We start from the raw sequence: 13348 nt of genomic DNA, 5'->3' as shown, positions 1-13348 counted from the left end.
CCCTTTTGCGCCCGGGCCGTTAGGCGCCCTCCAGGCCGAGGAGGCGGGCCTCCTGCTTCATGGCCTCGAGGACGAAGGCCATGTGCTCGTCCAGGGGCACCCCGAGCTCCTCGGCCCCAAGCCGGATCTCCTCCCGGTTCACTCCCTTGGCGAAGGCCTTGTCCTTGAACTTCTTCTTGAGGCTGGGGAGCTCCAGGCCCAGGATGGACCGGTCCGGCCGCACGTACACCGCGGCGGTGATGAGGCCCGTGAGCTCGTCCACGGCGAAGAGGGCCTTGGCCATGCGGGTTCTGCGGGGGGTGCCGGTGTAGCTGGCGTGGCCCAGGATGGCCTCGAGGACCTCCTCGGGGTAGCCCAGGCGCCTCAGCTCCTCCACGGCCCTGTAGGGGTGCTCCTCGGGGTACTTCTCGTAGTCCATGTCGTGGAGGACGCCGGCGATGGCCCAAAGCTCCTCGTCCTCCCCATAGCGGCGGGCGTAGGCCCGCATGGCCACCTCCACCGCCCGCATGTGCCGCCTCAGGGAGGCGCTTTCCGTCCAGGCCTCCATGAGGGCGAGGGCCTCCTCAAAGCTCGGCATGCCCTAAAGTATACCCATGCGCATCGGCTACGGCGAGGACAGCCACCGCCTGGAGGAGGGGAGGCCGCTTTACCTCTGCGGCCTCCTCATTCCAAGCCCCGTGGGGGCCCTGGCCCACTCCGATGGGGACGCCGCCCTCCACGCCCTCACCGACGCCCTCCTTTCCGCCTACGGCCTTGGGGACATCGGCCTCCTCTTCCCCGACACCGATCCCCGCTGGCGGGGCGAGCGGAGCGAGGTGTTTCTCCGGGAGGCCCTCCGCCTCGTGGAAGCGCGGGGGGCGAAGCTGCTTCAGGCGAGCCTCGTCCTCACCCTGGACCGGCCCAAGCTCGGCCCCCACCGCAAGGCCTTGGTGGACAGCCTATCCCGCCTCCTCCGCCTTCCCCAGGACCGCATTGGCCTCACCTTCAAGACCTCGGAGGGCCTGGCGCCTTCCCACGTCCAGGCCCGGGCGGTGGTGCTTCTGGATGGTTGAGGCCCCGGTCTGGCTCGGCACCTTGGTCTTTGCCGTGACCGGGGCCCTGAAGGGGGTGGAGAAGGGGTTTGACCTGGTCAAGTACCGCCTCTTCGGCCGGAGGCTTGGCCTGAGGCTCCCCACCCCGAGGGGATAGACTCAGGGCATGGACCTCACCCACTTCCAGGACGGCCGGCCCCGGATGGTGGACGTGACGGAGAAACCCGAAACCTTCCGCACCGCCACCGCCGAGGCCTTCGTGGAGCTCACCGAGGAGGCCCTTTCCGCCCTGGAGAAGGGCGGGGTGGGGAAGGGGGACCCCCTCGTCGTGGCCCAGCTTGCGGGGATCCTCGCCGCCAAGAAGACGGCGGACCTCATTCCCCTCTGCCACCCCCTCCCCCTTACCGGGGTGGAGGTCAGGGTGGAGCTCCTTAAGGCGGAAAAGCGGGTGCGCATTGAGGCCACGGTGAAGACCAAGGCGGAGACGGGGGTGGAGATGGAGGCCATGACCGCCTGCGCCGTCGCCGCCCTCACCGTCTACGACATGCTCAAGGCCGCTTCCAAGGGCCTCGTCATCTCCCAGGTGCGCCTCCTCCACAAGGCAGGGGGAAAGAGCGGGGAGTGGCGTAGGGAGCAGTAGGCCTACCCCGGGGGTGTACGCTGAGTACATGCGGGTCGCCATTGCCTTAGCCAAGGACGACGCCACCCGGGTCTACCCCGGCCCCTTCGGCCACGCTCCCCGGTACGCCATCTACGAGGCCGGGCCCTCCGGGGAGCTCGTCCTTCTGGAGATCCGGGAAAACCCCTACGCCAAGGCCCACGGGGAGGAGAAGCACGCCAAGATGCGAGAGCTTCTCCGGGACGTGGACCTCAAGGTGGGGGCCCGCTTCGGCCACAAGGGGTCTTTGGGGGCCTTCCCCCTGGCCGACCGGGTGGAGGTGGGGCCGGTCTCCCTGGAGGAGGCCCTGGCCCGCCTTAAGGAGCGAAGTAGCGCCTGAGGAGCTCCCGGGCCTCGGGGGGCAGGGGGGTCTTCTCCAGGTAGACCTCCACCCCCCGGCGCACCGCCTCCGGGGGCTGGCCTGCGGGCCAGGGGGAGGGGAGGGCGGCCTTTTCCCCTTCCTCCCCCTCGCCCAGGAGGCCCACCTCCGGCCCTTGGGCCTGGGTGGGGGGGAGGGCACCCTCTTTCTCCTCCAGGGCACCCCCCGCGCCGGGCCCCCGCCTCGAGGCCTGGGGCGGAGGCGTTTCCTGGCCTCCTCCGTCCTCCCTGGGGGGGGCTTCCGCAGGCCCGGCCTCCTCCCCCGGGCTTCCGGTCCGGGGGAAGGCCCGGACAGGGGAGCCCTCCTCGGGCTGGGCGGGGCTTGCGCCCTCGGCCTGGGGGGAGCCTTCCCCGGGGGCCTCCGAGGGGGGGCTTTGCGCCTTCCCCTGCGAAGGGGCGGCCTGCCCTTCGCCTTTCGCCTCGCCCTGGGCCTCCTTTTCCCCGGCGGCCCCGTCTTGGGCCTGGCCTTCCCGGGATAGAGGGGCCACCCTCTCCACCCCGGCGGGGCTGGGGAGGGGGATGGGCCTTGTCAGGTGGAGCCCTAAGGCGAGAAGGAGGGCAAGCCCATAGGCCAGAAGTAGGCCCCAAGGGAAGGGGGGAAGCCTCGCGGGAACCTTGCCCGCCTCGGCCCAAAGCCGTTCCTCCCCGTAGGCCAAGGCGGTGGCGTAGGCCAGGCTCACCCGGGAGATCTCCTTTAGGGCCCGCCCCTCCCAAAGCCGTGCGGGGAGCAGAAGCCCTAAGGGGGAAAGGAGGGCGAAAAGGGGGTGAAAGACCCCGAGGAGGGCGAGGGCAAGGGCCAAGAGGAGGCGGTACCGCCAGGCCAGGCGGTCGGCGTAAAGCCGGTGGAAGCCGGGGCCCACAAGGGCATTATCCCCCTTAGGGGAGGTAGAGGGCCAGGGCGTTCACCACGGGCCTGGGGGAGCCCGTGTAGGGGCTCCTGAGCTGCCCCTTCACCCAGAGCTGGGCCGAACCCCCCCCGTCCATCCTGAGCGCGTTCCAGGCGCCTAAGGAGAGGAGGGCCCGGGCCAGGGCCCCGGGGGTGGTGGGTTCGGAGACGAGGAGCCAGAGCTTCCCCTCCTTCGTCCAGGCCACCGCCGCCTGGGGGGCCACGGCCTGAAGGGGTCTCGGGTCCTTGAAGTTCTCCTTGGCGGGGTCGTAGGCGTACCGGCCCTCCTTGAGGAGGAGGGGGCCTCCCTCCAGGGCGTAGCGGAAGGGGGGGTTGAGGGTGCCGTAGAGGGCGAGCCTGCCCCCCACCTCGAGGGGAAAAGGAGGGGCATCCCTGGGGAAGGTGAGGGCCCAGTGCCCCGGGGGAAGCTCGGCCGGGGCGGGGAGGAGGGCCACCACCCGGTCCTCCCGCACCAGGGCCACCCCTTCCCCCTCCCGGCCCACCAGGCCCGGCACCGTGTGGGCGGTGTAGCGGGCGCGGGAGGCGTTCACCCCCACCCGTACCCGGCTCCCGTCCGGCCCCACCGCCTCGGCGACGAACTGGGGGAAGCCCAGAAAGAAGGCGAACCCGTCCCAGAGGAGGGCCACCCGGCCGTAGGGGTAGGAGAGGGTCACCCCGTCCTGCACCCAAAGCCCGATGGGGGTCCCGCTCTTCGGGTCAAAGTACCCCCCGTTCAGGACGGCGAGGGCCCCCGGGGCCAGGTCCTTGGGAAGCGCCCTCTTCCCCGGGGTGCCCACGGGGAGGAGCCTTCCCCGCTCCGCCTCCACCAGGTAAAGCCTCAGGGGCTCGGGGGTGAAGCCGTAGACCTCCCGGTAGCGCACCCCGGGGGCCAGAACCTCCTCCACCTCGGGGGCGAGGAGGTAGAGGTCCAGGACCAGGCGGGGGGGGTCCTCGAGGGGAAAGAGGCGGTAGTAGAGGTGGCCCTGTTCCGCCCTCAGGGCGAGCTCGGTGGCCTCGGGGAGAAGGCGGACCTTGGCCTTTAGGCCCTTAGGCCAGGGGGCCTTGAGGAGGTCCGGGGCGAGGTAGGGCAGGTAGAGGGTGGCCCCCGCCTTACCCCGCTCTTCCCGGGGCTCGGCCGGGTAGGGGGCGGGCAGGTCCAGGACCACCCGGAGGCCTTTGGGCTTCTCCCCGAAGCGCACCCCCGCCTCGGGCACCCGGAAGTGGCCCAGGGCCTTTAGGGCCTCCAAGGGAAAGAGGCCCTCTTGGGGCGGGGGGAGCTCCGCCCCAAGGGGCTCGGCCCAGCCCACCCCGGGGACGTAGACGAAGCGCTTCCCGCCCCCCTGGTACACCCAGGCCCCCCCTTCCTCCCGGAAGGTGAGCCCCAGCTCTTCCACGGGAAGGAGGGTTTGGCCCAGGGCGAGGCCGAAAAAGAGGAGGAGGGCGAACCGCCTCATCCTCCTAGGAAACCAAACCTTCCTGAGAAGCGGATGGAGCCTTATACCCTTTTGCCGAGCTTCCGTGGCCCAGCCAGCCCGAGGAAGCCCTTTGCCGGGGCCCCCATGCTGGCGCAAGCCAGCATGGGGTGGTATTACCCCTTGACCACGATGAGGGGCCTGAGGCGGGCCACCTTTTTCCCGATCCCCGCCCCCTCCACCGCCTCCACCACCAAGGAGACGTCCTTGTAGGCCTCGGGCATCTCCTCGTCCACCGTGGCCCGGGTGGCGGCCCGCACCAGGATGCCCCTTTCCGCGAGCTCCTTCACCAGGTTCCGCTCCCGGGCCACCTTTTTGGCCTGGTGGCGGCTCATCTTGCGCCCGGCCCCGTGGCAGCTGCTCCCGAAGGAAACCTCCATGGCTTTCTCCGTCCCCGCGAGGACGTAGGAGTAGCGGCCCATGTCCCCGGGCACCAGGACCGGCTGCCCCACCCGGCGGTACTCCTCGGGGACCTCCGGGTGGCCGGGGCCGAAGGCCCGCGTGGCCCCCTTGCGGTGGACGAGGACCCGCCTGCCCCTGTGCTCTTCAAACTTGGCGTTGTTGTGGGCGAGGTCGTAGAGGACCCTGAGCCCGTGGTCCCTGGGGGTGAAGCCCACCTTCTCAAAGGCCTCCCGCACGAAGTGGGCGATGAGCTGGCGGTTGGCGAAGGCGAAGTTGGCGGCGGCGGCCATGGCCTGGAGGTAGTCCTGGCCCTCGGGGCTCTTTATGGGGGCGGCGGCAAGCTGCTTGTCCACGAGCTCAATGCCGTACCGGGGGGCCACCTTGAGGAAGCGCTCCACGTAGTCCTGGCAGACCTGGTGGCCGAGGCCCCGGCTTCCCGTGTGGATGAGGACGGTGACCTGTCCCTTGAAGAGGCCGAAGGCTAGGGCCGCCTCCTCGTCGTAGACCTCGTCCACGTACTGCACCTCGAGGAAGTGGTTCCCGCTTCCTAAGGTGCCGATCTGGGGCGCCCCCCGCTCAAAGGCCCTTTCCGACACCTTGTCGGGGTTGGCCCAGGGAAGACGGCCTTGGGACTCAATGAAGCGCACGTCCTCGGGGTAGCCGTACCCCCGCTTCACGAGCCAGCCCGCCCCCTCCTTGAGGATCTCCTTGAGCTCCCGCTTGCTAAAGCGCACGTCCCTCCTTTCGCTTCCCACCCCCGAGGGGACGAGGCGGTAGAGGGCGTCGGCGAGCTCCTTCTGGCGAGGGAGGAGGTCTTCTAGGGTGAGGTGGGAGGCGAGGAGGCGGACCCCACAGTTGATGTCAAAACCGACTCCGCCAGGGCTTACCACGCCTCCTTCCTCCGGGTCAAAGGCCGCCACTCCCCCGATGGGGAAGCCGTAGCCCCAGTGGATGTCGGGCATGGCCAGGGCGGGCTCCACGATGCCCGGGAGGGTGGCCACGTTCATGAGCTGCTGCAAGGAGGCGTAGTTTTCCGCCTCGAGGTCCTTTAGGATCTCCTTTGAGGCGAAGAAAACGGCGTCCACCCGCATCTTCCCCTGCCGGGGGATGCGGTAGGTGTAGGGGGCGATCTTCTCAAAGAACATGGGGCCCTCCTCTAAAAACAACGTCCGGGCCATATGGCCCGGGCTTACCCTTAAGCTAACCTCGTATGCGTTATGCGTCAAGGCTTGCGCCTGAGGGCAAGGAGAAAGCCCCGGGCGCGCCCGGGGCCTCGGCTGGAGCCGGTGGCCGGATTTGAACCGGCGGCCTACCGCTTACGAGGCGGTTGCTCTACCGCTGAGCTACACCGGCCCGCCCCTAGAGAGTGTAAACCAAGGGGCCACTTCCCGCAACCGGTCCCCCTCTGGTAGAGTGGGGGGCATGGACCTGCTCTACACCTTGGTCATCCTCTTTTACCTGGGCGTGGCCGGGCTATTGGTCTACCTCGTGCTGGTGCAGGAGCCCAAGCAGGGGGCCGGGGACCTCATGGGGGGCTCGGCCGACCTCTTCTCCGCCCGGGGCGTGACGGGAGGGCTCTACCGCCTCACGGTGATCCTGGGGGTGGTCTTCGCGGCCCTGGCCTTGGTCATCGGCCTCTGGCCCCGTTGACAAAGCGGGCCCTCCCCGGTACCATGGGCGTTGCCTGGGGCCGTGGCGCAGTTGGGAGCGCGCCTCAATGGCATTGAGGAGGTCAGGGGTTCGAATCCCCTCGGCTCCACCAAAACACCCCCCGAAAGGGGGGTTTTAGCTTGCGGTTACGCCCCCGCTGGTCTATAGTGGAAGACCGGTAGGGCCCGGGGGCCCGGCAGAGGTGTGGCATGTTCGCGATCGTGAAGACTGGCGGCAAACAGTACCGGGTAGAGCCCGGCCTTAAGCTTCGGGTGGAGAAGCTGGACGCGGAGCCCGGGGCCACTGTGGAGCTTCCCGTCCTCCTCCTGGGCGGGGAGAAGACCGTGGTGGGCACCCCGGTGGTGGAGGGGGCCAGCGTGGTGGCCGAGGTGCTGGGCCACGGCCGGGGCAAGAAGATCCTCGTCTCCAAGTTCAAGGCCAAGGTCCAGTACCGCAGGAAGAAGGGCCACCGCCAGCCCTACACCGAGCTCCTCATCAAGGAGATCCGGGGGTGAGGCATGGCGCATAAAAAGGGTCTAGGTTCCACGAGGAACGGCCGCGACTCCCAGGCCAAGCGCCTCGGGGTCAAGCGGTACGAGGGCCAGGTGGTCCGGGCGGGCAACATCCTGGTGCGCCAGCGGGGCACCAGGTTCAAGCCCGGCAAGAACGTGGGCATGGGCCGGGACTTCACCCTCTTCGCCCTGGTGGACGGGGTGGTGGAGTTCCAGGACCGGGGCCGTCTCGGTCGGTACGTTCACGTGCGCCCCTTGGCCTAAGCGGGCGTAATGTTCCAAGACGTCCTGGTGATCACCGTCGCCGCCGGTAGGGGTGGCGACGGCGCCGTTTCCTTCCGCCGGGAGAAGTTCGTTCCCAAAGGGGGGCCCGACGGGGGGGACGGGGGCCGGGGAGGGTCCGTCTACCTCCGGGCCCGGGGGAGCGTGGACTCCCTTTCCCGCCTCTCCAAACGCACCTACAAGGCGGAGGACGGGGAGCACGGCCGGGGAAGCCAGCAGCACGGCCGCGGGGGGGAGGACCTCGTCATCGAGGTTCCCCGGGGGACCCGGGTCTTTGACGCCGACACCGGAGAGCTCCTCGCCGACCTCACCGAGGAAGGGCAGACGGTCCTGGTGGCCCGGGGCGGCGCGGGCGGCCGGGGCAACATGCACTTCGTCAGCCCTACCCGCCAGGCCCCCCGCTTCGCCGAGGCGGGGGAGGAGGGGGAGAAGCGCAGGCTCCGGCTGGAGCTCATGCTCATCGCCGACGTGGGCCTCGTGGGCTACCCCAATGCGGGGAAGTCCAGCCTCCTCGCCGCCATGACGCGGGCCCACCCGAAGATCGCCCCCTACCCTTTCACCACCCTGAGCCCCAACCTGGGGGTGGTGGAGGTTTCCGAGGAGGAGCGCTTCACCCTGGCGGACATTCCCGGGATCATTGAGGGGGCGAGCGAGGGGAAGGGTTTGGGCCTCGAGTTCCTGCGCCACATCGCCCGCACCCGGGTCCTGCTCTACGTGCTGGACGCCGCAGACGAACCCCTTAAGACCCTGGAGACCCTCAGGAAGGAGGTTGGGGCCTACGACCCCGCCCTCCTGCGCCGGCCGAGCCTCGTGGCCCTCAACAAGGTGGACCTCCTCGAGGAAGAGGCGGTGAAGGCCCTGGCGGACGCCCTGGCCCGGGAGGGGCTCGCCGTGCTTCCCGTGAGCGCCCTCACGGGAGCGGGGCTTCCTGCCCTTAAAGAGGCGCTCCACGCCCTGGTCCGTTCCACCCCTCCGCCGGAGATGCCCAAGCCCGTGCCCCGGAAGGAGGTCCAGGCCGGGGTGGAGGTGGTGCCCGTGGCCGAGGGCGTCTACGAGGTCCGGGCCCCCGAGGTGGAGCGGTACCTCGCCCGGATCAAGGGGGATTTGATGGAGGCGGCCGGATACCTGCAGGAGGTCTTCCGGCGCCAGGGGGTGGAGGCCGCCCTCCGGGCCAAGGGCGTGCGGGCGGGGGACCTGGTGCGCATCGGGGGGCTGGAGTTTGAGTATATCCCGGAGGTCTGAGTGCGGATCGGGCTTTTCGGGGGGAGTTTTGACCCCATCCACCTGGGCCACCTCCTGGCGGCGAGCCAGGCCCAGGAGGTTTTGTGCCTGGACCGGGTGCTCTTCGTGGTGGCGGCCCGCCCGCCCCACAAGGTCCCCGTGGCCCCCGCCGAGGCCCGCTACGAGATGACCCTCCTGGCCGTGGCGGAGGACCCGCGGTTTACGGTCTCCCGGCTGGAACTGGACCGCCCGGGCCCGAGCTACACGGTGGACACCCTGCGCGAGGCGCGGCGCCTTTTCCCCCAGGACGAGCTCTTCTTCATCACCGGGGCCGACGCCTACCGGGACGTCCTCACCTGGAAGGAAGGGGAGCGGCTTCCCGAGTACGCCACCCTGGTGGCCGTGGCTCGGCCCGGCTACCCTTTGGAGGAGGCGCCCCTCCCGGTGGTGCCCCTCTTCGTGCCCGAGGTGGGCATCTCCAGCACCGAGATCCGCCGCCGGCTAAAGGAGGGAAGGAGCGTGCGCTACTGGGTTCCGCGCGCGGTGGAGGTGTACATTGAAAAGCACGGTCTCTATCGCTGATCTGGAGGCCAAGGTCCAAAGCCTCGTCCGTCCCGAGCGCATGGAGCACATCCGCCGGGTGGCGGAGCTCGCCCGGGAGATCGCCCGCAACAACGGGCTGGACCCCGAACGGGCTTACCTGGCGGGCCTGCTCCACGACGCCGCCCGCGACCTCCCGGAGGAGGAGCTGAGGCGCCTTGCCCCCCCGGAGAACGAGGTGGAGGAGGCCCACCCCCTCGCCCTCCACGGGCGGGCGGCCCGGGCCTTGGCCGCCTCCTGGGGGGTGCGGGACGAGGAGGTCCTCGAGGCCATCGAGGGCCACGTCTACGGCGTGGACCCCGAAAACGGGATCGGCATGGCCCTCTATGTGGCGGACGTCTCCGAGCCGGGCCGGGGGGTGAACGAGGAGATCCGGGAGCTCGCCCTGGCGGGCCGGCTTAAGGAGGCGTACCGCCTGGCGGTGCGGAACAAGGTCCACTACCTCAAGGCCAAGAAGATCCCCATCCACCCCAGGACCCTGGAGGTCTACCACAGCCTCTGATGCGTCCCCGCCTCTCCTTCCTCCTCCTCGCCTTGGCCCTTTTCGCCCTTGGGGGGGTCCTCTCCTGGCCGAGGCCCGCCGCCCTTCCCACCTCCGCCCCCAAGCGGACGGGCCCGGTGCCGGAGATGGGGGTGGTGGTGGCCGCCCGGGACATTGACTACTGCGCCCCCCGCACCCCTTGCGGCCCGGGAAGCCGGACGGACACCATCTTCTACGTCCGCGTCCGCGGGGGGGAGGCCGTGGGCGTGGCCATCCCCCGGGACCTCTACAGCCCCCTTGTGGGCGGGAGGATCAACGCCGCCTACGGCCGGGGAGGCCCTGAGCTCTTGAAGCGGGCGGTGGAGGAGGCCACGGGCCTCGTGGCGGAGCGGCACCTCATCTTCACCCTGGAGGGGGTGGCCCGCGTGGTGGACGCCGTGGGGGGGGTGGAGGTGTACCTGGACCGCCCCATGCGCTACGTGGACCGGGCGGCGAACCTCTACATTGACTTCCCCGCCGGCAGGCTCCACCTCTCCGGGGAAGAGGCGGTGAAGTACATGCGCTTCCGCCACGACGCCCTGGGGGACTACGCCCGCCTGGACCGGATCAAGGCCGTGGCCATCCAGGTGGCCCGAAAGGCCCAGGACCCCCGGGTCTGGCCCGCCCTGGCGGCCGCCCTGCGGGAGGTGTGGCGCGAGCTGGACACCGACCTCAGCCTGGAGGAGGTTCTGGACTACCTCCCCTACGCCCGGGATTTCCAGGTGGCCCTGGCCACCCTGCCCACGCGGGAGGGGGCGGGCACCTACCTCTACGTGGACGAGGCGCGCAGGGGGGAGCTTCTTGCCGCCCTTTTCGGGGGGCCGCCCCTCGCCCCGCCCCCCGGCCTCCCGGTGCGCCTGCGGGGGGACGCCGGGCTCATCGCCTGGGGCCGGGCCTTCCTGGAGCGGGAGGGGGTGGAGGTGCGGACGGAGGAGGCCGAGGTGGCCCGGAGCGCCGTTTACGCCAGCGACCCGGCGGTGGGCCGCTACTACGCGGGCCTGTTCCACCTTCCCGTCATCGCCCCCCACCGGCCCTTGGCCGAGGTGGTGGTGGAGCTCGGGCCGGACCTGCTACACTAAGGGCAGATGGTCAAGGCCAAGGAGGCGGTAGCGCTGATCGAGCGGATCAAGGAGCTCCTCGCGGAAAAGAAGGCGGAAAACGTGGTGGCCCTGGACCTGCGCCGGGTCTCGGAGACCCTGGACTACTTCGTGGTCGCCAGCGCCACCAGCACCCCCCACTTGCAGGCCCTGGAGCGGCACCTCCTGGAAAAGCTGGAGGAGGAGGACCTCCGCCCCCGGCCCACCGCGGGCCAGAGCCCCCGTTGGGTGGTCCTGGACTACGGGGAGGTGGTGGTCCACCTCATGACCCCCGAGGCCCGGGAGTACTACGACCTCGAGGGCTTCTGGGCCGACGCCGAGCGGCTTTAAGTGCCCCGGCCCCCTGGGAACCGCCCCACGCGGGCGCAAGCCCGCGTGGGGGTAGGGTCAGACCTTGGGCGGGGCCAAAGGCCCCATGATGAACCGCTGGAAGACCAGGTAGAAGGCCAGGTAGACGGCGAACTGGAACCAGAAGTGGGCGGCCCAAGGGAGGCCCAGGGCCCCGAGGACCACGATCACCGTCACGGCCGCCGTCATGACCAGGGTGGTCCGGAGGAAGATCCCGGGAAGGTAGGGGAGGAACTGCCGGAAGGTCTTGGGCCTGCGGGCCTCCCACTCCTTCAGGGCCTTCTTCTTTAGCTTCTCCTGCCGCTTCTTCTTGCCCACGGGGAAAGTATACTGGGGACCGTGAGAACCGTGAGCACCGTGGCCGAGCTGCGGGCGGCCCTGCCCCGGGAGGGCGTGGGCTTCGTCCCCACCATGGGCTACCTCCACCGGGGGCACCTCGCCCTGGTGGAACGGGCCCGGCGGGAGAACCCCTTCGTGGTGGTCTCCGTCTTCGTCAACCCCCTCCAGTTCGGCCCCGGGGAGGACTACCACCGCTACCCCCGGGACCTGGAGCGGGACCGGGCCCTTTTGCAGGAGGCGGGGGTGGACCTCCTCTTCGCCCCCGGCGTGGAGGAGATGTACCCCGAGGGCTTCGCCACCCGGGTCCAGGTGGAGGGTCCCCTCACCGCCCTTTGGGAGGGGGCGGTGCGCCCCGGCCACTTCCAGGGGGTGGCCACGGTGGTGGCGCGGCTTTTCCTTTTGGTCCAGCCCCAGAGGGCCTACTTCGGGGAGAAGGACTACCAGCAGCTCCTCGTGGTGCGGCGGATGGTCCGGGACCTGGGCTTCCCCGTGGAGGTGGTGGGGGTGCCCACGGTGCGGGAGGAGGACGGCCTCGCCCTTTCCAGCCGCAACGTCTACCTCTCCCCCGAGACCCGCAAGAAGGCCCCCGTGCTCTACCGGGCCCTCCTGGCCATGCGGGAGGTGGCGGGGCAGGGGGGAAGCGTGGCCGAGGCGCTCCGGGCGGGAGAGGAGGCTTTGCGGGCGGTGCCCGAGTTCCGCAAGGACTACCTCGCCATCGTCCACCCCGAGACCCTCCTGCCCCTCTCCGACTGGGTCGCGGGGGCCAGGGGGATCGTGGCCGGGAGGTTCCCCGAGGCGCGGCTTATAGACAACCTGGAGGTCTACCCATGAGCGAGGCCCAAGGCCAGGGCAAGCAGAGCCTCGTGGAGATGCTGAAGGCCATGGTCCAGGCCCGGGCCTCGGACATCCACCTGCAGGCCGGGGCCCCGCCCACCGTCCGGATAGACGGCAAGCTCCGCCCCTTCGGCAACCGCCCCCTGACCCCCAAGGAGGTGGAGGCCATCGCCCGGGCCCTCCTCACCCCGGAACAGCTGGAGGAGCTGGAGTACCGCAAGGAGATGGACTTCGCCTACACCATCCCCGGGGTGGCCCGCTTCCGCTGCAACCTCCTGAGGCAACGGGGGAGCTTCGGCCTGGTGATGCGGGTGGTCTCCGAGGTGATCCCGAGCTTTGAGGCCCTGGGCCTCCCCCGGGAGGTGATGGAAAGCCTCGCCGCCAAGGAGCGGGGCCTCATCCTGGTCACGGGGCCCACGGGGAGCGGCAAGAGCACCACCCTGGCGGCCCTCATTGACCACATCAACCTTCACTACGCCAAGAACATCATCACCATTGAGGACCCCATTGAGTTCCTGCACAAGCACAAGAAGAGCCTCGTGGTCCAGCGGGAGGTGGGGCTGGACACGGACAGCTTCTACACCGGCCTCAAGTACGCCCTCCGCCAGGACCCCGACGTGATCATGGTGGGGGAGATGCGGGACCGGGAGACGGTGGAGGCCGCCCTCATGGCGGCGCAGACGGGCCACCTGGTCCTCTCCACCCTCCACACCCTGGACGCCTGGCGGACCATCAACCGGATCATTGACTTCTTTCCCCTGCACGAGCACCGACAGGTGCGCGTCCTCCTCGCCGAGTCCCTCCTCGGCATCCTCTCCCAGCGCCTCCTCCCCAAGGCCGACGGCCAGGGCCGGGTCCTCGCCCTGGAGATCCTCATCGCTACCCCCTACGTGCGGGAGCTTCTCAAGGACGAGGAGAAGATGCCCCAGATCAAGGAGGCCATGATGGAGGGGTCCCTCTACGGGATGCGCACCTTTGACCAGCACCTGGTGGAGCTCTACACCGAGGGGCTCATCTCCCTGGAGGACGCCCTCTCCGCCGCCACCAGCCCCCACGAGTTCCGGCTCCTCCTCACCAAGGCCACGGGGCAGACCTACTGACGCCCTTTCCCTCGCCCG

19 protein-coding genes and 2 tRNA genes are annotated in these 13348 nt (G+C 69.9%); 15 read left to right on the top strand and 6 right to left on the bottom strand.

Going from position 1 to position 13348, the window contains the following annotated elements:
- Positions 1-19 precede the first annotated feature (19 nt).
- Positions 20-577 (bottom strand): HD domain-containing protein, encoded by a 558-nt coding sequence (locus TTH_RS09095; protein WP_011228920.1) that lies wholly within the window; start codon positions 575-577, stop codon positions 20-22.
- Between the two features lie 16 nt (positions 578-593).
- Here TTH_RS09095 and ispF point away from each other — a divergent pair, with 16 nt between their 5' ends.
- The 4 genes from ispF to TTH_RS09075 are packed head-to-tail and all read left to right on the top strand — an operon-like array spanning position 594 to position 2029.
- Complete coding sequence (gene ispF, locus TTH_RS09090; protein WP_011228919.1) at positions 594-1052, top strand: 2-C-methyl-D-erythritol 2,4-cyclodiphosphate synthase; 459 nt, start codon at positions 594-596, stop codon at positions 1050-1052.
- Positions 1045-1188: a TRIC cation channel family protein gene (locus tag TTH_RS11540; RefSeq protein WP_024119195.1), complete on the top strand. Its 144-nt coding sequence runs from the start codon at positions 1045-1047 to the stop codon at positions 1186-1188. Before ispF ends, TTH_RS11540 begins: the two co-directional genes overlap by 8 nt.
- A gap of 9 nt (positions 1189-1197) precedes the next feature.
- A complete protein-coding gene (moaC, locus tag TTH_RS09080) occupies positions 1198-1671 on the top strand; it encodes a cyclic pyranopterin monophosphate synthase MoaC (protein ID WP_011228918.1) in 474 nt (157 codons plus the stop codon).
- 28 nt (positions 1672-1699) lie between these two features.
- Entirely contained in the window at positions 1700-2029 is a 330-nt protein-coding gene (locus TTH_RS09075) for a NifB/NifX family molybdenum-iron cluster-binding protein (protein ID WP_011173813.1), read from the top strand.
- On the opposite strand, the gene TTH_RS09070 is transcribed toward TTH_RS09075, so the two are convergent.
- The 4 genes from TTH_RS09070 to TTH_RS09055 all read right to left on the bottom strand — a co-directional run bounded on the left by TTH_RS09070 (position 2007) and on the right by TTH_RS09055 (position 6180).
- Positions 2007-2927 carry a hypothetical protein gene (locus TTH_RS09070; protein ID WP_011228917.1) on the bottom strand — a complete coding sequence of 307 codons (921 nt, stop codon included), beginning with the start codon at positions 2925-2927 and terminating at the stop codon, positions 2007-2009. The two genes, TTH_RS09075 and TTH_RS09070, sit on opposite strands and share 23 nt — an antisense overlap.
- A 16-nt stretch (positions 2928-2943) precedes the next feature.
- On the bottom strand, positions 2944-4407 hold the full coding sequence (locus TTH_RS09065; protein WP_011228916.1) for a phosphodiester glycosidase family protein: 1464 nt from the start codon (positions 4405-4407) through the stop codon (positions 2944-2946).
- 134 nt (positions 4408-4541) lie between these two features.
- Positions 4542-5972 (bottom strand): RNA ligase RtcB, encoded by a 1431-nt coding sequence (gene rtcB, locus TTH_RS09060; RefSeq protein WP_011228915.1) that lies wholly within the window; start codon positions 5970-5972, stop codon positions 4542-4544.
- 133 nt (positions 5973-6105) lie between these two features.
- Positions 6106-6180 (bottom strand) — tRNA-Thr (locus tag TTH_RS09055).
- Positions 6181-6249: 69 nt separating this feature from the next.
- Between TTH_RS09055 and secG the strand changes: the two genes are divergently transcribed.
- The 9 genes from secG (at position 6250) to rsfS (ending at position 11039) form a co-directional block, all read left to right on the top strand.
- A complete protein-coding gene (gene secG, locus TTH_RS09050; RefSeq protein ID WP_008633583.1) occupies positions 6250-6477 on the top strand; it encodes a preprotein translocase subunit SecG in 228 nt (75 codons plus the stop codon).
- A 36-nt stretch (positions 6478-6513) separates the two neighbouring features.
- Positions 6514-6589, top strand: a tRNA-Ala gene (locus tag TTH_RS09045).
- 97 nt (positions 6590-6686) lie between these two features.
- Positions 6687-6992 carry a 50S ribosomal protein L21 gene (gene rplU / locus TTH_RS09040; protein ID WP_008633581.1) on the top strand — a complete coding sequence of 102 codons (306 nt, stop codon included), beginning with the start codon at positions 6687-6689 and terminating at the stop codon, positions 6990-6992.
- A gap of 3 nt (positions 6993-6995) precedes the next feature.
- Positions 6996-7253, top strand: a complete 258-nt coding sequence (rpmA, locus tag TTH_RS09035) for a 50S ribosomal protein L27 (RefSeq protein ID WP_011228914.1) — start codon at positions 6996-6998, stop codon at positions 7251-7253.
- Positions 7254-7262: 9 nt separating this feature from the next.
- Positions 7263-8513, top strand: a complete 1251-nt coding sequence (gene obgE, locus TTH_RS09030) for a GTPase ObgE (RefSeq protein ID WP_011228913.1) — start codon at positions 7263-7265, stop codon at positions 8511-8513.
- Positions 8514-9074, top strand: coding sequence for a nicotinate-nucleotide adenylyltransferase (gene nadD, locus TTH_RS09025; protein WP_011228912.1), 561 nt, complete (start codon positions 8514-8516; stop codon positions 9072-9074).
- On the top strand, positions 9049-9594 hold the full coding sequence (gene yqeK / locus TTH_RS09020; RefSeq protein ID WP_011173800.1) for a bis(5'-nucleosyl)-tetraphosphatase (symmetrical) YqeK: 546 nt from the start codon (positions 9049-9051) through the stop codon (positions 9592-9594). Before nadD ends, yqeK begins: the two co-directional genes overlap by 26 nt.
- Entirely contained in the window at positions 9594-10691 is a 1098-nt protein-coding gene (locus tag TTH_RS09015) for an LCP family protein (protein WP_011228910.1), read from the top strand. Before yqeK ends, TTH_RS09015 begins: the two co-directional genes overlap by 1 nt.
- Before the next feature lie 6 nt (positions 10692-10697).
- Entirely contained in the window at positions 10698-11039 is a 342-nt protein-coding gene (rsfS, locus tag TTH_RS09010) for a ribosome silencing factor (RefSeq protein ID WP_008633572.1), read from the top strand.
- A gap of 57 nt (positions 11040-11096) precedes the next feature.
- Here rsfS and TTH_RS09005 read toward each other — a convergent pair whose 3' ends face one another.
- Complete coding sequence (locus TTH_RS09005) at positions 11097-11375, bottom strand: hypothetical protein (RefSeq protein ID WP_008633571.1); 279 nt, start codon at positions 11373-11375, stop codon at positions 11097-11099.
- A 21-nt stretch (positions 11376-11396) separates the two neighbouring features.
- Here TTH_RS09005 and panC point away from each other — a divergent pair, with 21 nt between their 5' ends.
- Positions 11397-12227 (top strand): pantoate--beta-alanine ligase, encoded by an 831-nt coding sequence (panC, locus tag TTH_RS09000; RefSeq protein ID WP_011173797.1) that lies wholly within the window; start codon positions 11397-11399, stop codon positions 12225-12227.
- Positions 12224-13330, top strand: a complete 1107-nt coding sequence (locus TTH_RS08995) for a type IV pilus twitching motility protein PilT (protein WP_011228908.1) — start codon at positions 12224-12226, stop codon at positions 13328-13330. Before panC ends, TTH_RS08995 begins: the two co-directional genes overlap by 4 nt.
- Positions 13331-13348: the final 18 nt, after the last annotated feature.

Origin of the sequence: Thermus thermophilus HB8, assembly GCF_000091545.1 — a bacterium.
Lineage (GTDB): Bacteria > Deinococcota > Deinococci > Deinococcales > Thermaceae > Thermus > Thermus thermophilus.
This window is presented reverse-complemented; position numbering and strand designations above follow the sequence as displayed.